Genomic DNA, 26,841 nt, shown 5'->3' on the forward strand with positions numbered 1-26,841 from the left:
CCTTCACGTTGCGTAGTCGACAAGATGCGGTGCGTCATCAACCGTGCGGGCTCGTCGGTGGAGCCCGGTCCGCCAGGAAAGGTCGTACGCGTGCATCCGGAGGGCTCAGAGGGTTCGGCGGAGAACGACCGGGCCGTGGCCGTCGTCGGGGCGGCCTGCCGCCTTCCCGGGGGCATCGGCGACCTCGCGGGGTTGTGGGAGGCCCTGGAGCAGGGGCGGGACCTGGTCACCCGGGTGCCCGCGGACCGCTTCGAGACGGCCCGCTTCGTGGACGAGTCGGCGCGGCGCCCGGGCAAGAGCTACACGGCGGCCGGCGGCTTCCTGGACGACATCGCGGGCTTCGACGCCGGCTACTTCGGCATCTCGCCCCGGGAAGCCGCGCAGATGGACCCCCAGCAGCGGATGCTCCTGGAGATGACGGCCGAGGCCCTCGACGACGCCGCGATCGACCCGGTCACGCTGGCCGGCTCGGACACCGCCGTGTACGTGGGGGTCTCCGACACCTCCTACGGCGCACAGCAGATGCTGCGGATCGAGGGGGTCGACGCCTACACCATGGCGGGCGGCGCGGCGTCGATCGCGGCGAACCGGATCTCGTACGCCTTCGACCTGCGCGGCCCGAGCATGGCCGTCGACACCGCGTGCTCCTCGGCGCTCGTGGCGCTGGACCGCGCGTGCCGGACGCTGCGCGAGGGCACCAGCCGCACGGCCGTGTCCGCCGGCGTGAACGTGCTGCTCAGCCCCTACCCGTACGTCGGGTTCTCGCAGGCGTCGATGCTCTCGCCGCACGGCAGGTGCGCGTCGTTCTCCGCCGCGGCCGACGGCTACGTGCGGGCGGAGGGCGGCGGGGTCGTCGTCCTGAAGCTGCTGCGCGACGCACTGGCCGACGGGGACCGCATCCACGGGGTGATCCTGGCGTCGGCGGCCAACAGCGACGGCAGGACGGCGGGGCTGGCGCTGCCGAACCCGCGGGCGCAGGAAGCCCTGTTGACGTCGGTGTACGAGCAGGCCGGCGTGGACCCCGACGACGTCGTCTACCTGGAGGCGCACGGCACGGGGACGCCCGCCGGGGATCCGGTGGAGTGCGAGGCCATCGGCCGGGCGCTGGGGACGCGCCGCAGCACGGGCGCGCTGCCGATCGGCTCGGTCAAGTCCAACCTGGGCCACCTCGAACCGGCTTCGGGGATGGCGGGGCTGTTCAAGGCGCTCCTGGTGCTCCGGCACGGCGTGATCCCCGCCTCCCTGCACGCCCTGCCCCTCAACCCGGGCATCGACTTCGAGGGCCTGGGGCTCGCCCCCGCCACCGAGGCCCGTCCGGTCGGCGAGGTGCGGGGGCGGCCGGTCGCGGGCGTCAACTCGTTCGGTTTCGGGGGCGCCAACGCCCACGCCGTCGTGGCGGCCGCACCGGCTCCCGCGCGGCGCGCCCGGCACGCGGCCGGCGGGCCGCGCACGCTGCCGTTCGTGGTCTCCGCCCGGACGCCCGAGGCCCTCGCGCAGGCTGCGGCGCGGACCGCGGAGCGGCTCGGGCAGGCGGGGCCGGAGGAGTTCTACGACCTGGCGCACACCAGCTGCGCCCGGCGCGGCAAGCACCCGTACCGGGCGGCCGTTGTGGCGGACGGGCCGCAGGAGGCGGCGCAGGCTCTGGGGCGGCTGGCCCGCCGCTCCGCGCTGCCCCCGCAGCCGGCCCCTGCGGGCCCGGCCGTCGAGGCCGTCACCGGCGAGGCGGTGCGGCAGGGCAGGATCGCGTTCGCGTTCTCCGGCAACGGCTCGCAGTGGGCGGGCATGGGGGCCGACCTGCTCGCCGCGGAACCCGCCTTCCGGGCGGCCGTGGAAGCCGTGGACGAGGTGCTGGCCCCGCGGCTGGGCTGGTCGGTCGCGCGCGAGCTGGCGGAGCCCTCGCCAGGCCGTCTGGCGGCCACGGAGGTGGCCCAGCCGCTGCTGTTCACGCTGCAGACCGGCGTGGTGGCGGTGCTGCGTGCCCACGGCATCACACCGTCGGCCGTCCTGGGCCACAGCGTCGGCGAGGTCGCGGCGGCCTACGCGGCCGGAGCCCTGACCCTCGACCAGGCGGCGTGGGTGATCGCCGAACGCAGCCGGGCCCAGGCGGCGGTGGCCGGCTGCGGGCGGATGGCGGCCGTCGGCATGTCCCGGGAGCAGGCCGCGGAACTGCTGACCGGATACCCCGGGCTGGAGATCGCGGGGGTCAACACCCGGCGGGACGTCACGGTGGCCGGGCCCCGCAAGCAGCTCTACCGGCTGCTGGGGCACCTGGCCGGGCAGAGCGTGGTCTGTGCCGAACTCGACCTGGACCACGCCTTCCACAGCGCCGCCATGGACCCGCTGCGCGCGCCCCTGCACAAGGCCCTCGCGGGCCTGAGCCCGTCCCCGGTGCGCGTGCCCCTGCTCTCCACGGTCACCGGCGACGTGCTGGAGGGGCCCGAGCTGGACGCGGAGTACTGGTGGCGCAACGTCCGCGAACCGGTGCTGTTCGCGGACGCCGTCGAGCAGGCGCTCGGCCGCGGCGCCGACGTCTTCCTGGAGATCGGCCCCCAGCCGGTGCTGCAGAGCTACCTGCGGCGCATCACCGCCGCCCACGACGCGCCCGGGCTGCGGGCGGTCACCCGTACCCTGCGCAAGGGAGACGACGGTGTGCGGGCGATGCGCACGGCGGTGGCCGCCCTGCTGGCGGCCGGCGCCGAGGCCGACTGGAGCGCGCGCTTCCCGCGCCCGGGGCGGGTGGCCTCGCTGCCCGCCTACCCCTGGCAGCGCGAACGGCACTGGAGCGGCGGCCCGGAGTCGTGGGTGCGCAGCAGCGGGGACGGCCGCACCGAGCACCCGCTGCTGGGCGAGCGCATGCCGGCGCCGCTGCCGGTGTGGCACGGCGCGGTCGAGCCGGCCCGGCTGGCGTGGGTGGCCGACCACCGGCTCGGCGGGTCCGTCGTCATGCCCGCGACCGCCTATGTGGAGATGGCCCTGGCCGCGGGCCGCCGGGTGCTGGACACCGCGGTGGAGGCCGACCATCTCGACTTCGTCCGGCCGCTGTTCGTGCCGTGGGGCGAGCCGGGCCGGGTGCACACGCAGGTGTCGTTCGACCCCGAGGACGGGGTGGTGCTGATCAGCAGCACGGACGACCAGGTCACGGGGCAGCGCAGGCACGCGCGCGGGCGGGTGCGCGCCCGGTGGGGGCGGCCTCCGGCGCCGGTGGACCTGGCCGCGGCCCGGGCCCGGTGCGGCCGCCGCGTCAGCGGTGAGGAGCACTACCGGCAGGTCGGCGAGGCCGGTCTCGGCTACGGCCCGTCGTTCCGGGTGCTCGGCGAACTGTGGGCGGGCGAGGGCGAGGTCGTCGCCTTCTACAGCGACCCCGGGCCGCTGGAGGGCCTGGAGGTCAGCCCGGCCCTGCTGGACGGGGCGGTGCAGACGGGGGCGCCCCTGCTGGACGCGGAGGTCCTCGCGGGGCACACGTATCTGCCTGCGGCGATGGACGCGGTCCGGGTGTGGCGCAGCCCGGCGCCCAAGGGGGCGGTGCACCTGCGCGAGCGGGGCCGGACGGCGACCGAGGTGTGCTGGGACATCACGGTCACCGACGAGGACGGCACGGTCACGGTGGAGCTGAGGGGGTGCCGCATGCGGCGCCTGACCGGGGCTCGGCGGACGCCGGTGACCCGTCAGGAGACGGTGCTGCGCGCCGCTCCGCGTCCCGGCGCCCCGCTGGAGCCGGGGCCCGTGGCGGTCCCGCAGGAGATCGCCGAGCGGGCCGCGGGCCGGGTCCTGGCCCTGCGCCGCGACTGGCGCTCGGCCGGCTATCCGCGCTTCGCCGCCCGGCTGCAGGAGGCGGCGGCCCACGCCTACGCCGCCGCGCTCGACGGCCTGCTGCCGGAGGGGGAGGGCTGGTTCACGGTGGGCGACCTGGTGGCGGGCGGGATGCTGCCCGGGCACCGGCAGGCGATGGAGCTGATGCTGACCGCGATGACGCAGTACGGGCTGGCGCGGCAGGACGCGGACGGCCGCTGGCTGCGGGAGGCCGCGCCCGGGTGCGCGATCGGCATGCTGCGCGAGGCGCTGCGGGAGCAGCCGGCGTTCTCCACGGAACTGACGCTGGTCGTGCGCCAGTTCCTCCACCTCGGCGACGTCCTGCGGGGCGCGCGCGACCCGCAGGACCTGCTGGGGGTCGAGGGCGCCACGTCGTCCCTCGAACAGCTCTACGACGTGGCGCCGGTGCTGCGCTTCCACAACCGTGTCGCGCAGACCCTGGTGCGGGAGATCGTGGCGAGCCTGCCGGCCGACCGGCCGCTGCGGGTGCTGGAGATCGGCGCGGGCACCGGCGGGGCCACCGCGGCCCTGCTGCCCCTGCTGCCGGCCGACCGGACCCGCTACCTCTTCACGGACGTGTCGTCGTCGTTCTTCGCGCGGGCCCGGCAGCGCTTCGCCGCGTACGACTTCGTGGACTACCGCACCTTCGACGTCGACGCCGACCCCACGGGCCAGGATCTGCCCCGCGGCGGGTTCGACCTGGTGGTGGCGGCCAACTCCCTGCACACGAGCGCCGATCTGGAGGCGGCGGTGCGCCGGGTGGCGTCGCTGACCGCCCCGGGCGGCCTGCTGCTGATGCTGGAGAGCCACGACCCGCTGTTCCTGCTGCCCTTCTTCGGCACGCTGGGGAGCTTCTGGAACCGCACGGACACCGGGCTGCGGCTCCGCTCGCCCCTGCTCGGCCGCGAGGAGTGGGCCGAGCTCCTCGCGCGGTGCGGATTCACCGGCACCGTACGGACCGGGGACGACGCCGAGCCGGCCTGCGAGGACTTCTCCGTCTTCCTGACCGCCCGCGCCGGCGGGCCGGTGCGGCCCGCGGCGCTTCCCGCCGCGGGCATCGGCACCGCCTGGGTCGTGGCGTCCGAGACCCCGGAGGAGGACGCGCTGGCGAGGACCACGGCGGGCCTCCTGCGGGCGGCCGACGCCGTCGAGGTGCACACCACCGTGGCCGGCGAGGACCCCGGCGCGTGGGCCCCGCTGCTGTCCCGGGAGACCGTGATCGTCCTGGTGCTGGCGCCCGCCGGCGCCGACGCCCCGGGCGACGTGGTGGAGCGGGCGACCCGGCGCAGCGCGGTGCTGCGTGCCCTCGCGGTGGCGTGCGGGCGGCTGACCGGCAGCGAGAGCGTCTCCCTGTGGCTGGTGACGCGGCCCTGCGGAGCCGTCCCGGAGCCCGGATCGCCCGGCCCCTCCCCCGCGGACGCCGCCGCGTGGGGCATGGCGCAGTCCTTCGCCAACGAGCAGGCGTCGCTGACGACGCGCCGGCTCTCCCTGGCGCGCAGCGGCGACACGGCTGCGGACGCGGAGCGCCTCGCCCGGGAGCTCCTCGCCCCGTCGGAGGAGACCGAGGTCGTCCTGACGCGCGGCGGCGGCCGGTTCGTCCCGCGCGATCGGGACTTCCCCCGGCCCCTCGTCCCCTCCCCCGCGGTCGACGCGTTCGCCCTGGAGGTCCGCGACCCCGGGCTGTCCTTCCGGCCTGTCTGGGTGGAGACGCAACGGCCGGTGCCGGGCCCCGGGCAGGTCCTGGTCGCCGTGCGGGCGGCCGCGCTGAACTACCGCGACGTGGTCCTGGCCACCGGCGCCCTGGCCGGCGAGGACACCGCCGACGGGCGCTTCGACGCGGTGTACGGGCTGGAGTGCGCCGGTACGGTCGCGGCCGTCGGCCCGGGCGTCACGGGCTTTTCCGTGGGCGATCGGGTGTTCGCCAGCGGCTCGGACTGCCTGGCCTCGCACATGGTCACCTCCGCGGACGCCGTGGCCCGGATCCCCGACGGGACGGGCTTCGCCGAGGCGGCCACCTTGCCCGCGGTCTTCCTGACCGTCCACTACGGCCTGGGTTGGCAGGCCGGGTTGGCGGCCGGGGAGACCGTGCTCGTGCACGGCGGGGCGGGGGGCGTGGGGCTCGCGGCCCTGCAGTACGCGCGGCTGCACGGCGCGCACGTCATCGCCACGGCCGGCAGCCCCGCCAAGCGCGACCTGCTGCGCGCCCTGGGCGTCGAGCACGTCCTGGACTCGCGCAGCCTGGCCTTCGCCGGGCGGGTGCGGGAGCTGACCGGCGGGCGCGGCGTCGACGTCGTCCTCAACTCCCTCGCGGGCGAGGCCGTCTCCCGCAGCCTGGAGCTGCTCCGGCCGGGCGGGCGCTTCGTCGAACTCGGCAAGCGCGACATCCTGGAGAACAACCGGCTGCTGCTGCGCCCCTTCGAGCGCGACCTGGCGTTCTTCGGCGTCAACCTCCTCGCCCTGCTGGCCGACCCCGGGCGGGCGGCCTCCCTGTTCGCCGAGGTCGCGGAGCGCGTCCGGGCAGGGGACTACCGGCCGCTGCCGCACACGGTCTTCCCCGCCGCCCGCGCCGAGGAGGCGTTCCGCCTCCTGCAGCACTCCCGGCACATCGGCAAGGTCGTCGTCTCCTTCGACCCGCTCGACGAACCCGCCCTGGTCGAACCCCGGTTCCGGGCCCCATGCCTCGACGCCGGCGCCACCTACCTCGTCACCGGAGGCCTCGGCGGCTACGGCGCGGCCACCGCGCACTGGCTCGCCGACCACGGCGCGCGCCACCTGGCCCTCGTCGGGCGCAAGGGGGAACGCACCCCGGGCTGCGAGAGCCTGCTCGCGGACCTGGAGCGGCGCGGGGTGCGCGCCGTGCCCCACGCGGCGGACGTCGCCGACCTGCCCGCCATGCGGCGCGTCGTGGAGGAGATCGACGCGGGCGGGCACCGGTTGCGCGGCGTCGTGCACTGCGCCATGCACCTGGACGACGCCCCGCTGGAGGAGCTCACCGACGAACGGTTCCGCGCCGTGCTGGCCCCCAAGGCCGGGGGCGCGGCCGTGCTCGACGCGCTCACGCGCGACCGGGCGGACCTGCAGCTGTTCCTGATGTTCTCCTCCGTCGCCGCACGCGTCGGCCAGATCACCCAGGCCCCCTACGCCGCGGGCAACCTCTTCCTCGAAGCGCTGGTCCGCAGGCGCCGGCGCGACGGCAGGCCGGGCCTGGCCGTGGGGTGGGGCGCCCTCGGCGGCACCGGCTACGTGGCCCGCAACGGCCTCGCCCGCGCCCTGGAGAGCAGCGGCGTGGAGGCGCTGACCCCGCGCGAGGTGTTCGACGCGGCCGGCGTGCTGCTGAGCGACGGCACGGAGGTCGCCGGGGTGGGCCGGTACAACTGGGCGAGGCTGCGCGCCTGCCTGCCCTCGCTCGGCGCGCCCCGGTACCGGCAGCTGGTTCCCGAGCCCGACGCGGAGACGGGCCGCACCCACGAGGAGATCGTGCAGTCCCTGTCGGCGATGAGCCCCGCGGACGCCCTGCACGCGCTGGCCGGGAACCTCGTACGGATCCTGGCCGACATTCTCCACCTCGACCCCGGCCGCATCGACCCGTCCCGGCGGCTCGAGGAGTACGGCGTGGACTCCCTCATGGCCGCCGAGCTCCTCGCCACGCTGCGGCGCCGCTTCGACGTCCAGGTGCCGCCCATGGAGCTGATGCGCAGCGGCGGCACGGTCCTCGACATGGCGCGCATCGTCCAGTTGCGGCTGGGCCTGGGCACGGACCCGGTCGCCCCGCAGCCCGCGCCGGGTGCCGGGCCCGCGCCCCGGCCCGGCGTGCCCACGCAGCCCGGCCCGGCCGCGGACCCGGCCGGCCAGGCGGGCCAGGCGCCGTGCTGACGATTCTGGCCCGCCGCTGCGCCCGCCACCGCCGGCCCGTCCTCGCCCTGGCCGCGCTCGCCGCCGTGGCCTGCGCCCTGCTCGGGCACGGGGTGGCGGCCCGGCTGGCGAGCGGCGGCTGGACGGTGCCGGGCTCCCCCTCGGCCCGCGCCGAGGCCCTGCTGACGGACCGTTTCCACGCGGGCGCGCCCGACGTCGTGCTGCTGGCGCGCGCCCCGGACTCGGTGGACGCGCCCGCGGCCCGCGCGGCGGGCCTGGCCCTGGTCGGCCGCCTGTGCCGCGAGCCGGGGGTGACCGGCGTCGACTCGTACTGGACCGGCCCGGTCACCCGCGGCTCGTGCCCTGCGGCGGGCGGCGGCAGGGCGCCGGGAGGCGGCGGCGAAGTCGACGATGCCGCGCTGCGCTCGTACGACGCCCGCACGGCGCTCGTGACCGTGCGCCTGGACGGGGGCGGGCGGGCCGGGCGGGCGACCGTCGAGCGCCTGCTGCCCGCCGCCACCGCGCCCCGGGGTCCCCTGCAGGTCCGGGCGAGCGGGCACGCCGTCCTCGACCGCGCCCTGGAGCGCTACAGCGAGCGCGACCTGCTGCGCACCGAACTGATCGCCCTCCCCGCCACGTTGCTGCTGCTCGTGTTCGTCTTCGGGAGCGTGGCCGCGGCCTGCCTGCCGCTCGCGGTGGGCGCGGTCGCGGTGGCCGGCACCCTGGCGGTGCTGCGCGGCCTGACCGCCGTGACCGAGGTGTCGACGTTCGCGCTGAACCTCACCGGCGCGGTCGGGCTCGCGCTATCCGTCGACTACAGCCTCTACCTGGTGGCGCGCTACCGCGAGGAGATCGCCTCCGGGAGCCCGCCGGAGGACGCCCTGGCGGGTGCGGTCCGGTCGGCCGGGCGGATCGTCGTCGTCTCGGCGGCGGCCGTCGCCCTGTGCCTGCTCGGCCTCCTGGCGTTCCCGCTGTACTTCCTGCGGTCGATGGCCTACGCCGGGGTCAGCGTGGTGCTGCTCGCGGCGCTCGCCGCCCTGGTGCTCGTCCCCGCGGCGCTGGCCTGCTTCCCCCGGGCGATCGGCCGGGGCGACCTGTTCGCGCGCCGGCGCAGGGCGCCGGGCCGCGCCGGACGCGGGTGGCGGCGGCTGGCCCTGCGCGTGATGCGCCGCCCGCTGCTCGTCACGGCGCTCGCCACCGGGGTGCTGCTCGTTCTCGCGCTCCCCTTCCGCCAGGTGGTCTTCGGCTTCAGCGACGACCGGGTCCTGCCCCGCGACGCCCCGGAGGTGCGGGCGACGCAGGCCCTGCGGGACGGCTTCCCCCAGCTGCGCAACCCCGTCGAGGTGGCCCTTCCCGGGTGGCGGCCCGACCGCCCCGGCCGCATCGCGGAGCTGGACGCGTACGCGAAGCGGCTGTCGGCCCTCCCGGGCGTCCTGGGTGTGCGGACCGCGACCGGCTCGTACGTGCTCGGCCGGGACGCCCCTCTGGCCTGCGCGGCCGAGGCCTCCCCCGCGCGCGGCACACTGCCGGGCTGCCCGGCCCTGCGGCACTTCACCTCGCCGGCGGGCACCTGGCTGGCCGTCGGCGGCGAGGCGGACCCGTACGCCCCCGCGTCCACGGCCCTCCTCGCCCGGCTGCAGGAGGCCCGGGCGCCGGCACCGCCGCTCGTCGGCGGCCCGACGGCCCAGTTCCGGGACGCCCGGAACACCCTCGCGCAGCGGCTGCCGTGGGCACTGGGGGCGATGGCCGTCGCCACGTTCGTGCTCCTCCTGGCCTTCACCCGGAGCGTGTTCCTGCCCCTGAAGGCACTCGCGCTCAACCTGCTCAGCCTGACCGCGACCTTCGGCGCGATGGTGTTCATCTTTCAGCAGGGCCATATGAAATGGCTGGTGGGGGACTTCACGGCCACGGGCACGGTCAGCGTCGTCATGCCCGTCGTCGCCTTCTGCCTGGCCTTCGGGCTGTCCCTGGACTACGAGATCCTGCTGCTGGCCCGCATCGGCGAGGCGCACGCCCGCACCGGCGACACCGTGCGGGCGACCGCCGCCGGACTCCAGGCGGCGGCGCCGCTGTTCACCGCGTCCGCGGCGCTCGTCCTGACGGTGCTGCTCGCCCTGGCGACGGCCGAGGTCGCGCTCATGAAGCTCCTCGCCGTCACGACCGCCCTGTCGGTCGTGCTCGACGCCGCGGTCATCCGCCCGCTCCTGGTGCCCGCCGTGATGCGGCTGGCAGGCCGCGCCAACTGGTGGCTGCCGACGCCGCCCCGGCGCGGCGCGCGCACCGTCCTGCCGCAGCCGTCGCCGTCGCCCGAAACGGTCGAGCCCTCCCACCCGGGGTAGCGGCACCGGCGGTTCCGGCGGCAAGGTGGGAGTGCACCAGGAACACGGAAGTGGGAGGGGATGTCAGGTGAGCGGACTCAACAAGGGGGCGGACGGCCTCAGCAAGGGGCTCGGCAAGGTCCAGGTGTCGCTGAGATGGGATCCGAGCGCGATGGGCCTGCCCGACAACGACCTGGACCTCATCGCGGCCACGTACACCGCGGACGAGCCGTACGGCAAGCCCGCGTATCTCGTGCACTTCGACAGCCGTTCGCCCGACGGCACCATTCTCCTCAACCGCGACAGCCGCACCGGCATGGGACTCGGCTCGGACGAGGTCATGACGCTGGAGCTCGACCGGCTGGCGCCCTTGTACGCCCGGGTCGTCGTCGGCGTGGCCATACAGCAGGGCGGCGGGCGCAAGACGTTCGGGGACGTGGCCAACACCGGCGTCCGCGTCACGGAGGGGTACACGGAGCTGGCCGCGGACGACTTCGCGGCGGTCGCCGGGGCCACGGCGGCGACGGTCGTGGAGTTCGTGCGCACCGGGCAGGGCGCGTGGGAGTGCCGCCCCGCCGTCCGCGGGTTCGACACCGACCCGGCGGCCTTCGCGGCGGTGATGGGCAGCGCCTGACCCGGGCGGGAGCGCCGCACGGCACGCGCACCCGCGCGCCCGGGCGGCACTCCCACGCACCTGGTCCTGCCGGCATGCCGCCGATCGGCTGCTCCGTCCTGCCCCGAGGACTGGAATCCGTCCGCAGCGGACACGATCTTCCAGACCCGAGGATCAGAGGAGCGAGGACCGAGGACCCCGATGACGCACCCCAGGACGCCCGGCCGCGCCCCTGTCACGGTGGCGCTGGCGGCGGTCCTGGTCTGTGCCGTCCCCCTCCTCGTCGGCGCGGACGAACGCGGCCCGCGGACGTGCGTCGCCTCGTGGTACGGCGCGCCGGAGGAGATGCTCGACGGCTGGCCCACCGCCAGCGGCGAGCCGTTCGACCCGCAGGCGATGACCGCCGCCAGCCGGGACCTGCCGTTCGGCACCCGCGTACGGGTCACCAACGCCGCCACCGGTGACGAGGTCATGGTCAGGATCAACGACCGGGGCCCGAGGGACACGAGCCGCTGCATCGACCTGTCGCGGGCGGCGTTCGAGGAGATCGCCGACACCGGCCAGGGCCTGGTCCGGGTGAGCCTCGAAACCCTCGGCGGCGTCGCATGAGCCGCGAGGGCCGTGACCGCTCCGGACCGTGGGCGATGCACCGTCATTCGTACGGTAGTATTTATTTCGCGCCGCTAGCTCAGTTGGTCAGAGCGGCTGACTCTTAATCAGCAGGTCCGGGGTTCGAGTCCCTGGTGGCGCACTTGTGAGGGAAGGGCCCCGCCGGAAGGCGGGGCCCTTCGCGTGTCGACGCGTGACGTCGGCGCAACGCGTCAGCTCGTCTGCGCCTGTTCGTACAGGGCCTTGGCCTCGTCGCCGAAGTACGGGCCGAACATCGTGTTCGGCAGGAACGTGTACCCGAAGCTGTTCACCGACGCCTGCAGGCCGGTGCCGGTCGCCTCGTCGAACGACGCGAACCACGGGCCGCCGCTGGAGCCACCCGTCATGTTGCAGCCCAGTCCGTGGTCCTTGGTGAGGAGGAAGTCCTTGGTGGAGTTCCCGCTGCAGTGGATGAGCTTCTTGCCGTCGTACGGGGACGCCGCGGGGTAGCCGAAGGCGTACATGGGCTTGTTGTAGGCGCCGTTGAACTGCAGGCCCTGCGCTCCGACGGTGTCCGCGAGCCGCTTGCCGCCCAGCGGCGCCACGACGGCCGCGCCGATGTCGTGGTTCATGTCCTCACTGGCCGTCCACTGCGGCGTGGCCAGCGTCTTGGTCGCCGCCCAGGTGCCGTAGGGCGTCTTCCCGTCGTCGTAGCCGGGGGCGAAGGTCCAGTTGGTGTGCCAGTTGCCCTGGTACTTGACGCAGTGCCCGGCCGTGATGACGGTGCTGGCGTTGCGGCTGGTGACGGCGTCGGCCGAGCAGGAGGCGTTGCGGCCCTGCATGGTGAAGAACACCCGGCCCGAGGTCTTGGCCACCGCGCCGCCACCGGTCCACGGGCCTCCCGGCTGCGGGAAGGAGGCGAGGGATCCGGCGGCCGGGGCGGTGGCGGCGACGGTGAACGTCTCGCCCCGGGCCACCGGCGCCGCGCCGCGGGCCGCCGCCGGGAGCGTGCCGGGTGCGAGGGAGGTGAGGTCGAGCGGGACGGCCGTGCGCATGCGTTCGGGCGTCCAGTAGTCGGCGACGGCCTGCCGGGCGTCCGGTGAGGCCGCGGCGGTGTGCACGGCCGGGGCCGGGGCTCCGCCCGGAGCGGGGTCGGCCGTCGCGGCCTGTGCGCCTGCGGCGACCAGGGCGCAGGCGGCCAGCAGCACACCTGCGGTCGTACGGCGGGATCGTCTCACGCGTACTCCTTCTGCGGTGCGGATACGGCACGTGCACGTACCGGGCGTGCGTGGTGCATGGTGCGCAGTGCGCATGGTGCGCGGCGCGCAGCGCACGGTGTGAGAGGCAGAGTGCCACGCGGCCCCGTTGATTGACAGGGGCGCGTCAAACGGTGGCGCACTCACCCCGAAGCCGTCGGCCAAAAGGCCCACCTTCGAGTGGATTAAGGGCGTTCAGCCGTAACTCGCCCGCGTCATACGGCATCGTGCAGGCGCTCACCATCGGAACCGGACCGTCGACACCCGCAACCAAGGGGAATCACGTTGCCCGCCGAGACCACCGAGGTACATGAGGAATTACGCTTCCGCTCCCCGACCCTGACCGCCTTCGAGAAGAGCCCGCTCACCGCCCGTGCGATGAGCCGGCGTCTGCCCCAGCTCGTCCGCAAGGCGCTGAACCTGGCCTGGCGCGTGGACAGACGAGCGGTCCTGACGCTCCTGGTCTGCCAGGTGCTGTCCGGGGCGTTCGAGGCCTTCGGCCTGCTGGCCACCAGCAGCACGATCACGGCGCTGATCACCTCCGGCCACATCGAGGACCGGCTCATGGACGCGCTGCCCTCGCTCGCCCTCCTCGCCGGGGCGGCCGGGACCCGGGCCCTGCTCGCCATCGCCGTCGCCAACATCTCCAGCCGGCTGGCCCCCCGGATCTCCCGCGAGGCCGAGCTCCAGATGCTCGACGCGGCGATCAACGCCGAACTCGCCGCCTACGACCACCCCGGCTTCAACGACAAGCGCGAAGCCGCCGACCGCGGCGCGGACGTCGCCCAGGACCTGCTCACCGAATCCCAGGACCTCATGGCCTGCCTGGCGTCGCTGATCGCGGCGGCCGGCGTGGTGACGCTCCTGCACCCGGTCCTGCTGCCGCTGCTCCTGCTGGCCACCCTCCCGCAGGGCATCGCGAGTGTGAAGGGGGCGCGGGTCCACTACCAGACCTCCCGCGCCCTGAGCGGCGACCGCCGCGTGCTCAACCACCTGCGGTGGCACGTCACCGACAAGGTCTTCGCCGACCAGTTGCGCTCGGGCACCATGGCCGAGTTCCTCCTCGGCCGCTACCGCTCGATCAGCAACCGCATCCACACCACCACCGACAAGGCGGTCCACCGGGGCGCGCGGTACGCCCTCGCGGGCGCCGTGGCCGGCGGTCTCGCCTCCGGCCTGGTGTGGGCCGCGCTCGCCCTCCTGCTGGGCACCGGGCACATGTCGCTCGCCTCGGCCGGCACGGCGGTCTTCGCCCTGCGGTCGGTCGGCTCGTCCCTGCGGGGCATGGTCTCCTACGGCGCCCGCCTCTTCCGCACCGGCCTCTACCTCGACGACTGGGCCGAGTTCATCGACGAGGCCGGCGGGCACCGGATGCAGCGCGGCACCCGGATCCCCGCGGCCCCCGCGGCCGTCCGCGCCGAGTCCCTCACCTTCTGCTACCCGGGCTCCGACCGCCCCTCCCTGGAGAAGGTCAGCCTGGAGGTGCGGCGCGGCGAAGTCGTGGCGCTGGTGGGGGAGAACGGTTCGGGGAAGACCACCCTCAGCAAGCTGCTGACCGGCCTGTACGTGCCCACCGAGGGCAGGGTCACCTGGGACGGCGTCGACTCCGGCGAACTCGACCCGCAGGCCATGTGGCGGCAGACCGCCGTCGTCCCGCAGGACTTCGCCCACTGGCCCCTGTCCGTCCGCGACAACATCACCCTCGGACAGGCGCACGACGGGGACGGCCTCGTCCTCCAGGCGGCCGCGCACGCGGGCGCCGACGAAGTCGTCAAGGAGCTCCGCAGCGGGCTCGACACCCTCCTCGCCCGCGAGTGGTACGGCGGGGTGGAGCTCTCCGGCGGCCAGTGGCAGCGCATCGCCATCGCGCGGGCCTTCTACCGCCCGGCGGGCCTGCTCGTCATGGACGAACCCACGAGCGCCCTGGACGCCCGGGCGGAGCACCGGATCTTCGCCGGGCTGCGCAAGATCGCCGAGGAACGGGCCGTCGTCCTCGTCACCCATCGCCTGGCCAACGTCGCGGTCGCCGACCGCATCGTCGTCCTCGACCACGGCCGGGTCATCCAGCTGGGCACCTTCGCCGAACTCGTCGAGGCCCCCGGCCTCTTCCGTGAGCTGTGGTCCCTGCAGAACGACCGGGGGCTCCCCACGACGCCGGAGGAGGTGAGCGGCGCCGTGCGCTGACCGCGCCACCGCCCGGGTCCGCCCTGTTCCCGAACCGCTGACCCCCACTGAAGGAGGGCTGTCATGACGAAGCGTCCGCGTTCACCGAGGACGGTCCGTACGGCACGAGCCGTACTGGCCGCGTTCCTGACGGCCGCCGCGATGGCGGGGGCCGCGCCGGCACCCGCTCCGGCGGGCGCCGCCGTCCACGTCCGGCCCGCCGCGCGCGGCGGAGGACACGAGCGCACCCAGGCCGCCCTGGACGCCGCCGTCAAGGCGGGAGTCCCCGGCGCCCTGGCGCGGGTCCGCGACGCGCACGGCACCTGGAACGGTGCCGCCGGCGTCGCCGACCTGCACGCCAAGCGGCCGAGGCGCGCCGTGGACCGCTTCCGCGCCGGGAGCATCGGCAAGCCCTTCACCGCCACCGTCCTCCTGCAGCTGGAGGCCGAGCACCGGCTCACCCTGGACGACACCGTCGAGAAGTGGCTGCCCGGCATGGTGCGGGGGCACGGGAACGACGGCCGCAGGATCACCCTGCGCCACCTCCTCCAGCAAACCAGCGGGCTCTTCGACTACACCAGGGACCCGGAAGTCCTGAGGAACCTCACCACCACCGCGTTCCTCAAGCACCGCTACGACCGCTGGACACCCCGGCGGATCGTGCGGACCGCGACGGCCCACGCGCCGGACTTCGCACCGGGCACCCGCTACGCGTACACCCCCACGGGCTACGTCCTCGCCGCCCTCGTCGTGGAGAAGGCGACCGGACGGTCCTACGAGGAGGAGGTGGAGCGCCGCATCATCGCACCGCTCGGACTGCGCTCCACCCGCCTGCCGCGCCACGAGCGCACGGTCCCGGCCCCCGCCGGACGCAGCTACAGCTGGTTCACCGACGACCCGGACCGCAGGATGCACGACGTCACCGACTTCGACCCCTCCCTGATCTGGGCCACGGGCGACCTGATCAGCACGGGGGCCGACCTCGACCGCTTCCTCACCGCCCTGCTGCAGGGCAGGCTGCTGCCGCCGGCGCAGCAGCGGGAGCTGAGGACGACCGTCCCCACCGGCGACGGCTCGGGCGCGTCGTACGGCCTGGGGCTGTTCCGCTACACGCTCTGCGGGACGGAAGTGTGGGGGCACACCGGCCTGTTCGTCGGGACGCAGAGCATCGCCTTCGTCTCGGCGGACACCCGGCACAGCCTCGTCCTCAACTTCAACACCGACACCCTGAGCGACACGGACGCCGCGGGGGACGTCTTCCAGGCGGAGTTCTGCCCCGCGTCGAGGTAGTCCGGCCCCTCTTGTCATGATGGCCGGATGAGTGATGATCAGCGCAAGGTACCTTCCAAGGTCGCCGACGACCGTGTGTCGCTGACCTCGTTCCTCGACTACCAGCGCGCCACCTTGGCCCTCAAGTGCCAGGGGCTGACCGGTGAGCAGCTGAAGGAGAAGGCAGTGCCGACATCGGGCCTGTCCCTGCTCGGCCTCGTCCGGCATGCGGCCGAGGTGGAGCGCGGCTGGTTCGGCATGGTGCTCCGCGGGGAGCAGCGCGCGGCTCTGTGGCCCGCGGTCGACGGCGACTTCGGCGAGTTCCACGTGGACGCCGCCGACGTGGAGGAGGCGTTCACTTTCTGGCGTGAGGCATGCGAGGATTCCCGCGCTGTCACGGATGCCTTCGTGTCCCTCGACGACACGGTGGAGTTCCGGGGGGAGACCGTCTCGCTGCGCTACGTCCTCACGCACATGATCGAGGAGTACGCACGCCACAACGGCCACGCGGACCTGCTGCGCGAAGCGATCGACGGCGCGGTCGGCGAGTAGGCGGCCGGGCGGTTCGCAAGGTCCGCCGCCCGGCCGCCTGCTTTTCCGTCGGCGTCACGCCCCGGTCGGCACGCCCGCGTTGGTGAGGATCTCGCGTGCCGGCAGGGCCGTGGAGCGGGCGGCGGTCAGGCCCGAGGCGGCGAGGTGGGCGTCGACGATCCGCAGGCCGACCCCGTACCCGGCGAAGTCCGGCAGCCCCACGGGATCCTGGCCCATGCGCTGCGCGGCGGCGTCGCCCAGCACGTACGCGGCCAGGTTCTGCATCCCCGCCACGTCGATGTCGTCAGTGATCTTCGCGTATGCGCTGTCGAGCCCGGCGCCGGTCAGCGTCTTCGACCACGGGCCCATGGCCTGCTCGCCGGCCAGCTCCCGTACGAAGGCCTCGGCCAGCCCCTCGGCGACGACGTGCTCCCCCACCGTGACGGTCACCGGGTTCCAGGTGACGTTCGCGTAGCGCACGTTGTGGTGGAACTCGTGCGCGGCGCCGTAGCCGATCTTCTCCAGGCTCGTGTCGGTGGGCCACATGATCAGCTCGATGGCTCCCGGGATCCCGCCCACACCGAAGTAGCCGGCGCTACGGCCCATGAGCTGGTCGTCGTCGGGGTTGCCGAGCACCACGACGACGTGGACGGTCTCGGCGTGCTCGATGCCGGGCACCGCGCCGTCGATCCGCTCCCACGCGGCGGCGAGCGTGTCCTCGATGCGGCTCCACACGCCCGCCTCCCGCATCTGCCGTACGGCGGGCAGGTAGCGCGGGTCGTCGCGATCGAGCCGGAAGCCGCTGCTGTGGCGGTGCATCTCGGCCAGGTCCACATCGCCCATCACGGGGGCCATCACGCCCTGGAGCGGGCTGAGCATTTCTCGCAGGGCGCCGGGCCGCTCTTCCAGCGGTCGCTGGAAGAGATCGAGCATGGCGGACGCCGTGTCGTGCACAACAATCTTCATGACTCGGGACCGTAGGCCCTGCCGTTACGGGAGGTTCAAGGCGCAGGGCGGCGGGGCGCGCGCCGAGCGAGGGCGCGACCCGCGGGGCTGTCCCTCATCCGCTCCGCCCAGGGCGCAGGAAGCGCCGTAGCTTCTGCAGCGGCCACGTGTTGATGACGTCGTCCTTCGTCAGCCATCCCCTCTGCGCCGTGCCCACCCCGTAGCGCATGTAGGGCAGATGGGTCACCGAGTGGGCGTCCGTGTTGATCGCGAACTTCACGCCGTAGCGCTTGGCGCGGAGGATGTCCTCGTCGCACAGGTCGAGTCGTTCGGGGTGGGCGTTGATCTCCAGGGCGGTGTTCGTGCGGGCGCAGGCTTCGAAGACCGCGTCGAAGTCGGCGTCGATGCCGCGCCGTTTGCCGATGAGCCGTGTCGTGGGGTGTCCGATGATGTTGACGTGCGGGTTCTCGCAGGCGCGCAGCAGGCGCCGGGTGAGTTCGCCGCGGGTCTGGTTGAAGTGCGAGTGCACCGAGGCGACGCACAGGTCGAAGCCCGCGAGGAAGTCGTCCGGCCAGTCCACTTCGCCGTCGGGGCCGATGTTGAGCTCGGTGCCGTGCAGCAGGTGCATCCTGCGGTGCTTCCCGTCGAGCTCGCGGACCCGCTTTCGCTGCGCGAGGATCTTGGCGTCCGTCATGCGCTGCATGTAAAGGTTCGGGGCGTGGTCCGTCACGGCGTAGTAGGCGTAGCCGCGCCCGGCCGCCGCGGTCACCATGTCCTGCAGCGTCGCCACGCCGTCCGTGAGGTCGGTGTGGGTGTGGAGGTCCCCTCGGATGTCGCCTTCCCCGATCAGCTCGGGCAGCTCGTCGCGCAGGCCGGCGGCGATCTCGCCGCGGTCCTCGCGGAGGGTCGGGGGGATCCAGGGCAGGCCGAGCCGGGCGTAGACCTCCTCCTCGGTCTCCGAGACGATCTTCTTGCCGCTCTTGGCGTGGAAGAGGCCGTACTCGGACAGCTTGTACTTGTGGCGGACCGCGATCTCGCGCACGCGGATGTTGTGCGCCTTGGAGCCGGTGAAGTACAGCAGTCCCGCTCCCCAGGCGTCCGCCGGCAGGACGCGCAGGTCGACCTGGAGGCCCTTCGTCGTACGGATGGAGGTCTTCTTCTCGCCGTGCGCGATGACCTCGGCGGTGATCGGCAGCTCGGTGATCGCCTCCATGAACGGGCCCGACCGCGCGGCCGCGACGAGGATGTCGATGTCCCCGATGGTCTCGCGCATCCGCCGCAGCGACCCCGCGTACGTGCACCGCTCGCACCCGTCGACCCCGGAGAGGTCGGCGACGATCTGTTCGGCGACGTCCATGGCGGCGTTCAGCAGGATGCGGTCGCCCGCCTGCTGCATCAGGGCGATGCCGTGGAGGATGTTCTCCTCGGTCTTGGCGCCGAAGCCCTTGAGGTCGCGGAGCTTCTCGTCGTGGATGGCGTCGAGGAGCTCGTCGACGGAGGAGATGTGGAGTTCCTCGTGGAGGAGCATGGCCTTCTTCGGGCCGAGCATGGGGATGGTGATCAGCTCGCGCACTCCGGCGGGGATGACCGCCCTGGCCTCCTCGACCATGGAGAGCCGGCCGGTCCGCAGGTATTCGAGGACCTTCTCGGCGATCGACTTGCCGACGCCGGGGATGTCGAGCAGCCCCTTGAGGTCGAGGCGGGAGACATCGGCGTGGTGGCCGCCGATCGCGCGGGCGGCCTTCTCGTAGGCGCGCGCCTTGTAGGCGTCGCCGCCGGTGATGGTGACGAGGTCGGCGTACTCCTGCAGCAGCGCCTCGACCTCTTCGTTGGGCCGGGCCATGGGTCTGCTGTTCCCCGCCGGTACGCATACGACACATTTCCGGCCTGAAAGTCACTTTTTCTACAATGAAACGCGTGGGCGTGGGGGCCCGGGGCGAGGAGGTGGTTGAACCATGAAGCTCGCACTCGCCGGCGACACGATGCTCGGCCGCAAAGTCGCCGAGCGCCTCGCCACGGACTCGCCGGAGAGCCTGTTCGCCGACGAGGTCGTGGCCGTGGCGCACGAGGCCGACCTCTTCGTCCTCAACCTGGAGTGCGCGGTCTCCGCGCGCGGCGAGCGCCGGCGCGACCCCTTCAAGCCGTTCTTCTTCCGGGCGCCGCCGGTGGCCACGCAGACGCTGCGGCACCTCGGCGTCGACTGCGTGAACCTGGCCAACAACCACGCCCTGGACTACGGCCCCGAGGCCCTGCTCGACACCGTCCGCCATCTGGCCGACGCCGGGATCGCCTGGGCGGGGGCCGGACGCGACGAGGAGGCGGCGCGGCGGCCCGCCGTCCTGGAGCGCTGCGGGCTGCGGTTCGGCGTCTTCGGGGTCACCGACCACCCGCACGACTTCGCGGCGGGCCCCGACCGGCCGGGAGTCGCCTACGTGCACCTGGAGGCCGGCGCCCCGGCCCGGCTCCTGAGCGCCGTCACCGCCCTCGGCACGGACATCACCCTCGTCACGCCGCACTGGGGCCCGAACATGACCTCCGGCCCGGCCGACTACATCCGCCGGGCCGCGCAGCAGTTCCTCGCCGCGGGCGCCACCCTCGTCGCCGGGCACTCCGCGCACGTCTTCCACGGCGTCCAGGACCGCGTGCTCTACGACCTCGGGGACTTCATCGACGATTACGCCACGGACGACCTGCTGCGCAACGACCTCGGTCTGCTCTTCCTCGTCTCGTTCGACGGCACCCGCCCCGTACGCGTCGAAGCGGTGCCCCTCGCACTCGACTTCTGCCGCACCCGGCTCGCCGACGCGGCCGAGACCCGCTGGATCACCCGGCGGTTCCGGCGGGCTTGCGCGGCCTTCGGCACGGACGTCGCGGAGGAGAACGGCCGCCTGGTGGTGGAGTGGGCCGGGCCGCCGGCGGCGGAACGGGCGGCCTAGGGCTTGCAACGCCGCCCGGCCCGGCCCGGCTGCCCGGCCCACCCCGGCCCTGCCCGGCTCGCCCCGGCCCGTGGAGGCTAGGCCCGCGCCCGGTGCCGCTTCGCGTAGGACCAGGTCACCGCGGTCATCAGGGCGGGGATGGCGAACAGCGGGGCGAAGACGCAGCCCCAGACGATATGCGCCGTGCTTCCCGTCATGTACGTCTGGCTCTCGACGGTGAAGGCGACCACGACCTGCCACAGCGCGACCAGGACCAGGACGCCCGAGACGGTCCAGGACAGCGCGGCGAGGGCCCGGGGGCGCAGCGGCCGCCACCGGTCGCCGACGAGCAGCAGCGGGAACAGCGCGGCCAGCTCGGACAGGACGGAGAGGCCGACGACGTAGGCGATGCCCCAGCCCGGGATGTCGAAGACGTCGCGCAGCACCTGGTCGCTGTAGCCCACGTGGACACCCGATGCCATGGCGATGCGCCACAGGCCGGACGGGAGTGCGCACAGGGCGATGGCGTGGGCGGCACGGCGAGCCCAGACAGGCGCGGGCGTGTGGACGGGTTGGGCGGGGAGCGTGGGGAGGGCGGGGAGGGGAGCGGTCGCTGTCGTCATGACGGACATGCTGGCCCTGAGCATGACAGCCCCGCATCGTCCGCTGCGGCGGTCCTCCTCCGCCTCGTGGAGGAGGACGGATCCACAGAGATCCACCGAGCGGCCACCCGAGGAGGCCTGGGGGCCCGGGAGGCACGGACGGCGCCCGGGAGGCTCGAAGGGCCCGGGAGGCCCGGAGTGCCTGCTTCCGCCGCAGGCGAAGCCCTAGCATCAGGCATGGCCGAACTCCCGCCCATGACCGCACACGTCTACTTCGACGCCGGCACCGGCGAGGCGGAGCGCAAGTCGCTGACCGACGGGCTGGCAGGGCTGGGGCTCGAGACGTACAGCGCGACGCTGGGGGCCCTCAGGGGCGAGACGCTCACCTGGCTCGTGCTCGTCGTACTGCCGCTCAGCGGCTTCCTGCAGAACGTCGGGCAGATCCTCGCCCAGGACGCCTGCACCGCGCTCAAGCGGATCCTGGGAGGTGTGCTGCGCCGCGCCCCGGGCGAGCCGCCCTCGCCGCCGCGCCCGCTCCTGCTGGAGGACACGCACTCGGCCACCCGGATCCTTGTCGAGGCGGACCTGCCCGTCGCCGCCTATCGGCAACTCCTCGAACTGGACCTGCAGTCCTGCACGGGCCGGACGCTCTCCTACGACCGGGAGCGCAACTGCTGGCGTACCGCGGGCGAGCATCCGTAACATCCGCCACCCGGCGCCGCCGTTTCCGGCCCTCATCGCGTCCCTCGCGAGGGCCCTCTTCACAAAGTCCCCTTCTTAAAGCCGCCTTCTCAAAGGCCCCTTCGCAAAGCTCCCTTCACAAAGGGCTCCCCTTCTCCCACGCCGTCCGCTACGTTCCCCTCTACGTTCGCCTCGCGTACCGCGCCCCGTCACACCGGCGACACGGCCCCTTCCCCGGCGCTCGCTGCTCTTGGAACACCCGGCTTCCAGCCCCGACTCCCCAAGAGGTCCTCAGACTCATGCCTGAACTCAACCGGCGGCGATTCCTCCAGATCGCCGGCGCGACCGCGGGCTACGCGGCCCTGTCGAGCAGCATCGACCGTGCCGCCGCCATCCCCGCCCGCCGCAGCGCCGGCACGATCCAGGACGTCGAGCACATCGTCGTCCTGATGCAGGAGAATCGTTCCTTCGATCACTACTTCGGCACGATGAAGGGCGTGCGCGGCTTCGGTGACCCGCGCCCGGTGTCCCTGCCCAGCGGCAAGCCGGTGTGGTACCAGTCGGACGGGTCCAGGGAGGTGCCGCCCTACCACCCGGACGCCGCGAACCTCGGCATGCAGTTCATCGCGGGCCTCAACCACGACTGGGCGGGCGGGCACAAGGCCTGGAACCAGGGCCGGTACGACCAGTGGCTGCCCGCCAAGGGCACCGGCACGATGGCCTACCTGACGCGGCAGGACATCCCGTTCCACTACGCGCTCGCCGACGCGTTCACCGTGTGCGACGCCTACCACTGCTCGTTCATCGGGGCCACCGACCCCAACCGCTACTACCTGTGGACGGGGCACACGGGCAACGACGGCAAGGGCGGCGGGCCGGTCCTCGGCAACGAGGAGGCCGGCTACGACTGGACGACGTACCCCGAGCGCCTGGAGAAGGCCGGCGTCTCGTGGAAGATCTACCAGGACGAGGGCGACGGCCTGGACAAGGCCGGTTCCTGGGGCTGGATCGAGGACGCCTACCGCGGCAACTACGGAGACAACTCCCTCCTCTACTTCAACAACTACCGCAACGCCAAGCCCGGCGACCCCCTCTACGACAAAGCGCGCACGGGCACGAACGTCAAGAAGGGCGACGGCTACTTCGACGTCCTCAAGGCCGACGTCAAGGCCGGCAAGCTGCCGCAGATCTCCTGGATCGCCGCGCCGGAGGCGTTCTCCGAGCACCCGAACTGGCCGGTCAACTACGGCGCCTGGTACATCTCCCGGGTCCTGGACGCCCTGACCTCCGACCCGGAGGTGTGGAGCAGAACGGCGCTGTTCATCACGTACGACGAGAACGACGGCTACTTCGACCACGTCCTGCCGCCGTTCCCGCCCGCCTCCGCCGCCCGGGGCGCCTCCACCGTGGACACCGCGCTCGACGTCTTCGCCGGGAACGCGCGCTACGGCGCCGGTCCCTACGGCCTGGGCCAGCGCGTGCCCATGCTCGTGGTCTCGCCGTGGAGCACGGGCGGCTTCGTGTGCTCGGAGGTCTTCGACCACACCTCCGTCATCCGCTTCATGGAGCGCCGCTTCGGGGTGCGCGAGCCGAACATCTCGCCGTGGCGGCGTGCCGTCTGCGGCGACCTGACCTCGGCCTTCGACTTCCGCCTCGCGGACGCGCGGCCCGCCGCGCTGCCGGACACCGCGGCCTACGAGCCGCCGGACCGCAAGCGGCACCCGGACTACGTGCCGAAGCCGCCGTCCGGCCCCTCCCTGCCCAAGCAGGAGAAGGGCTCGCGGCCCGCGCGCCCGCTGCCGTACGCGCCGCTGGTGGACGGGGCCGCGACCCCGTCGACCGGGCGCTTCACCCTCACCTTCGGCGGCGGCGACGCGGCGGGCGTGTGCTTCACGGTCACGTCCGGCAACCGCACGGACGGCCCTTGGACGTACACGGCCGGAGCCGGCAAGCAGCTCTCCGACACCTGGAACACGGCCTACTCGAAGGGCGTCTACGACCTGTCCGTCTTCGGCCCGAACGGCTTCCTGCGCACCTTCCGCGGGCCCGGCAGGGCGACCGGCCCGGAGGTGACCGCCCGCCACGACCCCCGCACCGGGGGTATCGGCCTGACGATGACGAACGCGGGGAGCACCGACTGCCACCTGACGGTCACCGACGCGTACGGCGGGAAGCGCGAGATCTTCACGGTACGGGCGGGCGGCCGGCTGGTCCACACGGTGGACCTGCGGCGCAGCAAGCGCTGGTACGACCTGACCGTGGTGTCGGACACGGACGGCACCTTCCTGCGCCGCTTCGCCGGGCACGTCGAGACCGGTGAGACGGGGGTGAGCGACCCGGCCATCGCCACGGTCTGAGCCGGGTCCCCGGCCCGGGGGCCCCGCCCCGGGCCGCCCCGGGCCCTCCCCCGGGGTCCCTGTGCGGCGGGTGACGGGGCCGCCACGGCGGCGGCTCCCGTTCGCGCCGCGGATGAGAGCGGGGTAGACATGGGATATGGCCCGAAACCGGGACCGCTCCTCGGGGCCCTCGGGCCGCTGGTTCACCGGTCGGCGCCGAGACAGCAGGCGTGAGCCGGGGCAGTCGCGCAACGGCTCACGGGCGCCGTCGCCCGGACGTCTCCGGTCGGTGGTGCGCAGCCGCAGCGTCGCCGGTCAGATGTTCCTGCTGCAGCTGCTGATCGTTCTGCTGCTCGTCGTCGCCGCGGTGGTCACGCTGGTGCTCCAGGCGCGGAGCGACCGATTCCAGGCGGCGCGCGACCGATCGCTCGCCGCCGCACAGGCGTTCGCCCACAGCCCCGGCCTGGTGGAGACCCTGCGCGGCCCCGACCCCAGCAAGGTGCTCCAGCCGCTGACCGAGGCCGCCCGCCAGGAGGCGGGCGTCGACTTCGTCGTCGTGACCAACCGGGACGGCGTCCGCTACACGCACCCCCGGCCCGAGCTCATCGGCAAGCAGTTCATCGGCACCATCGGCCCCTCGCAGGCCGGCCACGTCACCATCGAGAGCGTCGACGGCCCCCTGGGCGAGGAGGTGCAGGCCGTCGTCCCGGTGCAGGACGACCACGGCACAGTCGTCGGCCTCGTCTCCTCGGGGGTGAAGGTCAGCGCCGTGAGCAGCGCGGTCGACCGGCAGCTGCCGCTCGTGCTCGCCGCCGGCGGCGCCGCGCTGGCCCTCGCCACGGGCGGCGCGGCCCTGGTCAGCCGGCGTTTGCAGCGCCAGACGCACGGCCTCGGCCCGGCCGAGATGACCCGGATGTACGAACACCACGACGCGGTCCTGCACGCGGTGCGCGAGGGCGTGGTGATCGTCGGCGGCGACGGCCGCGTGATGCTCGCCAACGACGAGGCGCGCCGGCTCCTGGGCCTGCCGCAGGACGTGGAGGGCCGGGCCGTGGCCGAGCTCGACCTCGAACCCCGGATGGCCGAGCTGCTGGAGTCCCGGCGCGTCGCCAACGACGTGGTGCTGCCCGTGGGGGACCGGCTGCTGGCCGTGAACAACCGGCCGACGGACCGCCGGGGCGGGCCGCCGGGCAGCGTGGCGACCCTGCGCGACTCCACCGAGCTGCGCGCCCTCGCGGGAAAGGCCGAGGCCGCGCGCGAGCGGCTGAAGCTGCTGTACGACGCGAGCGTGGCCGTCGGGACGACCCTCGACGTCCAGCGCACCGCCGAGGAGCTCACCCAGGTGGCCTCTCCCCGGTTCACCGACTACGCCACCGTCGACCTCGCCGAGCCCGTCCTGCGCGGCGACGAGCCGCGGGCGGGGGTCGGCAGCGACGCCCCCGAGCTGCGGCGGGTGGCACTCAGCGGCATCCGCGACGACCACCCGCTGTACCGGGCGGGCGAGCTCCACCGGTTCGCTGCGCCCACCCCGCAGGCGATGGGCTTCCTCAGCGGGCAGGCCGTCCTCGTGCCCGACCTGGCGGCGTCCTCCGGCTGGCGCACCCAGGACGTCGAGCGCACGCAGGCCATACTGGACTACGGCTTCCACTCCCTCATCACCGTGCCGCTCAAGGCGCGCGGCGTGCTCATGGGCATCGCCAACTTCTGGCGGACCGGGGACAACGCCACCTTCGAGGAGGACGACCTGTCCCTGGCCGAGGAGCTGGCGGCGCGGGCGGCCGTGTGCATCGACAACGCCCGGCGCTTCACGCGCGAGCACGCCATGGCCGTGACCCTGCAGCACAGCCTGCTGCCGCGCGGCCTGCCCGAGCAGAACGCCCTCGACGTCGCCTACCGCTACCTGCCGGCCCAGGCCGGGGTGGGCGGCGACTGGTTCGACGTGATCCCGTTGCCGGGGGCCCGGGTGGCCCTGGTCGTCGGCGACGTCGTCGGCCACGGCCTGCACGCCGCCGCCACCATGGGCCGTCTGCGCACCGCCGTACAGAACTTCTCCGCCCTCGACCTGCCGCCCGACGAGCTGCTCGGGCACCTCGACGAGCTGGTCGGGCGCATCGACATGGAGTCCGCGGGGATGGGCGGGGAGGACGCGATCGCGGGCGCGACCTGCCTGTACGCGATCTACGACCCGGCCACGGGCGTCTGCGCCATGGCCCGGGCCGGCCACCCGCTGCCGGCCGTCGTCCACCCCGAGGGGGCGGTGGAGTTCCCCGAGCTCCCCGCCGGGCCGCCGCTGGGCCTGGGCGGGCTGCCCTTCGAGGCCGGGGAGCTGCGGCTGCGCGAGGGCAGCAGCCTCGTCCTCTACACCGACGGCCTCATCGAGGACCGCAAGCGGGACATCGACGCCGGCCTCGCGATCCTCACCTCCACGCTCGCCCACGCCGGCCGGACGCCGGACGAGGTCTGCGAGGAGGTGCTCAAGGCCCTGCTCCCCGCCCGGCAGCGCGACGACATCGCCCTCCTCGTCGCCCGGACCCGCATCCTGGACCCCGACCGGACCGCCGAGTGGGAGCTGCCCTCCGACCCCGCGGTCGTGGCGCGCGCCCGCGCCGACGTCACCCGGCAGCTGACGGAGTGGGGCCTGGACGAGGCCGCGTTCACCACCGAGCTGATCCTGAGCGAGCTCGTCACCAACGCCATCCGCCACGCCTCGGGCCCGGTCCGCGTCCGCATCGTCCGCGACCGCGCCCTGATCTGCGAGGTCGCCGACGGCAGCAGCACCTCGCCCCACCTGCGCTACGCCGCCGCGGAGGACGAGGGCGGCCGCGGCCTGTTCCTCGTCGCCCAGCTGGCGGAGCGCTGGGGGACGCGCTACACGCCGGAGGGGAAGGTCATCTGGGCGGAGCAGCCGCTGGCGTGAGGGGCCGGCACGGACACGGCGAAGGACGGGCCGGTGGGGCCGGCC

At 74.0% G+C, this 26,841-nt stretch carries 15 protein-coding genes and 1 tRNA gene; 12 read left to right on the forward strand and 4 right to left on the reverse strand.

Going from position 1 to position 26,841, the window contains the following annotated elements:
- Nucleotides 1–90 precede the first annotated feature (90 nt).
- The 5 genes from ACFPP6_RS27560 (at nucleotide 91) to ACFPP6_RS27580 (ending at nucleotide 11,344) form a co-directional block, all read left to right on the forward strand.
- The gene (locus ACFPP6_RS27560) at nucleotides 91–7,683 is read left to right on the forward strand and encodes an SDR family NAD(P)-dependent oxidoreductase (protein ID WP_382047752.1); all 7,593 of its coding nucleotides are present in this window, start codon (nucleotides 91–93) and stop codon (nucleotides 7,681–7,683) included.
- The gene (locus ACFPP6_RS27565) at nucleotides 7,677–10,001 is read left to right on the forward strand and encodes an MMPL family transporter (RefSeq protein WP_382047755.1); all 2,325 of its coding nucleotides are present in this window, start codon (nucleotides 7,677–7,679) and stop codon (nucleotides 9,999–10,001) included. The genes ACFPP6_RS27560 and ACFPP6_RS27565 overlap by 7 nt, the downstream gene beginning before the upstream one ends.
- Before the next feature lie 67 nt (nucleotides 10,002–10,068).
- On the forward strand, nucleotides 10,069–10,614 hold the full coding sequence (locus tag ACFPP6_RS27570) for a TerD family protein (protein ID WP_382047758.1): 546 nt from the start codon (nucleotides 10,069–10,071) through the stop codon (nucleotides 10,612–10,614).
- 180 nt (nucleotides 10,615–10,794) lie between these two features.
- Nucleotides 10,795–11,202, forward strand: coding sequence for a septal ring lytic transglycosylase RlpA family protein (locus ACFPP6_RS27575; protein WP_382047761.1), 408 nt, complete (start codon nucleotides 10,795–10,797; stop codon nucleotides 11,200–11,202).
- Between the two features lie 68 nt (nucleotides 11,203–11,270).
- A tRNA-Lys gene (locus ACFPP6_RS27580) sits at nucleotides 11,271–11,344 on the forward strand.
- Between the two features lie 70 nt (nucleotides 11,345–11,414).
- Here the strand turns inward: ACFPP6_RS27580 and ACFPP6_RS27585 are convergent.
- On the reverse strand, nucleotides 11,415–12,419 hold the full coding sequence (locus ACFPP6_RS27585; protein ID WP_382047764.1) for a trypsin-like serine peptidase: 1,005 nt from the start codon (nucleotides 12,417–12,419) through the stop codon (nucleotides 11,415–11,417).
- Nucleotides 12,420–12,722: 303 nt separating this feature from the next.
- Between ACFPP6_RS27585 and ACFPP6_RS27590 the strand changes: the two genes are divergently transcribed.
- The 3 genes from ACFPP6_RS27590 to ACFPP6_RS27600 all read left to right on the forward strand — a co-directional run bounded on the left by ACFPP6_RS27590 (nucleotide 12,723) and on the right by ACFPP6_RS27600 (nucleotide 16,421).
- On the forward strand, nucleotides 12,723–14,621 hold the full coding sequence (locus ACFPP6_RS27590) for an ABC transporter ATP-binding protein (RefSeq protein WP_382047767.1): 1,899 nt from the start codon (nucleotides 12,723–12,725) through the stop codon (nucleotides 14,619–14,621).
- Nucleotides 14,622–14,684: 63 nt separating this feature from the next.
- A complete protein-coding gene (locus ACFPP6_RS27595) occupies nucleotides 14,685–15,890 on the forward strand; it encodes a serine hydrolase domain-containing protein (RefSeq protein ID WP_382047769.1) in 1,206 nt (401 codons plus the stop codon).
- Nucleotides 15,891–15,917: 27 nt separating this feature from the next.
- Nucleotides 15,918–16,421 carry a DinB family protein gene (locus tag ACFPP6_RS27600; RefSeq protein WP_382047772.1) on the forward strand — a complete coding sequence of 168 codons (504 nt, stop codon included), beginning with the start codon at nucleotides 15,918–15,920 and terminating at the stop codon, nucleotides 16,419–16,421.
- A 54-nt stretch (nucleotides 16,422–16,475) separates the two neighbouring features.
- On the opposite strand, the gene ACFPP6_RS27605 is transcribed toward ACFPP6_RS27600, so the two are convergent.
- Together ACFPP6_RS27605 and polX are read right to left on the reverse strand one after the other, a co-directional pair.
- Entirely contained in the window at nucleotides 16,476–17,366 is an 891-nt protein-coding gene (locus ACFPP6_RS27605) for a DUF2268 domain-containing putative Zn-dependent protease (RefSeq protein WP_382047774.1), read from the reverse strand.
- Nucleotides 17,367–17,460: 94 nt separating this feature from the next.
- Entirely contained in the window at nucleotides 17,461–19,188 is a 1,728-nt protein-coding gene (gene polX, locus ACFPP6_RS27610; RefSeq protein ID WP_382047776.1) for a DNA polymerase/3'-5' exonuclease PolX, read from the reverse strand.
- 112 nt (nucleotides 19,189–19,300) lie between these two features.
- Here polX and ACFPP6_RS27615 point away from each other — a divergent pair, with 112 nt between their 5' ends.
- Nucleotides 19,301–20,281: a CapA family protein gene (locus tag ACFPP6_RS27615; RefSeq protein WP_382047779.1), complete on the forward strand. Its 981-nt coding sequence runs from the start codon at nucleotides 19,301–19,303 to the stop codon at nucleotides 20,279–20,281.
- Nucleotides 20,282–20,358: 77 nt separating this feature from the next.
- Here ACFPP6_RS27615 and ACFPP6_RS27620 read toward each other — a convergent pair whose 3' ends face one another.
- Entirely contained in the window at nucleotides 20,359–20,892 is a 534-nt protein-coding gene (locus ACFPP6_RS27620) for a hypothetical protein (RefSeq protein ID WP_382047838.1), read from the reverse strand.
- A gap of 207 nt (nucleotides 20,893–21,099) precedes the next feature.
- Between ACFPP6_RS27620 and ACFPP6_RS27625 the strand changes: the two genes are divergently transcribed.
- From ACFPP6_RS27625 to ACFPP6_RS27635, 3 genes are all read left to right on the forward strand, one after another.
- Nucleotides 21,100–21,564, forward strand: a complete 465-nt coding sequence (locus ACFPP6_RS27625) for a hypothetical protein (RefSeq protein ID WP_382047781.1) — start codon at nucleotides 21,100–21,102, stop codon at nucleotides 21,562–21,564.
- 278 nt (nucleotides 21,565–21,842) lie between these two features.
- Nucleotides 21,843–23,900 (forward strand): phosphocholine-specific phospholipase C, encoded by a 2,058-nt coding sequence (locus ACFPP6_RS27630; RefSeq protein ID WP_382047783.1) that lies wholly within the window; start codon nucleotides 21,843–21,845, stop codon nucleotides 23,898–23,900.
- A gap of 298 nt (nucleotides 23,901–24,198) precedes the next feature.
- On the forward strand, nucleotides 24,199–26,796 hold the full coding sequence (locus tag ACFPP6_RS27635) for a SpoIIE family protein phosphatase (RefSeq protein WP_382047840.1): 2,598 nt from the start codon (nucleotides 24,199–24,201) through the stop codon (nucleotides 26,794–26,796).
- Nucleotides 26,797–26,841: the final 45 nt, after the last annotated feature.

Source organism: Streptomyces aureoversilis, assembly GCF_042657885.1.
Lineage (GTDB): Bacteria > Actinomycetota > Actinomycetes > Streptomycetales > Streptomycetaceae > Streptomyces > Streptomyces aureoversilis.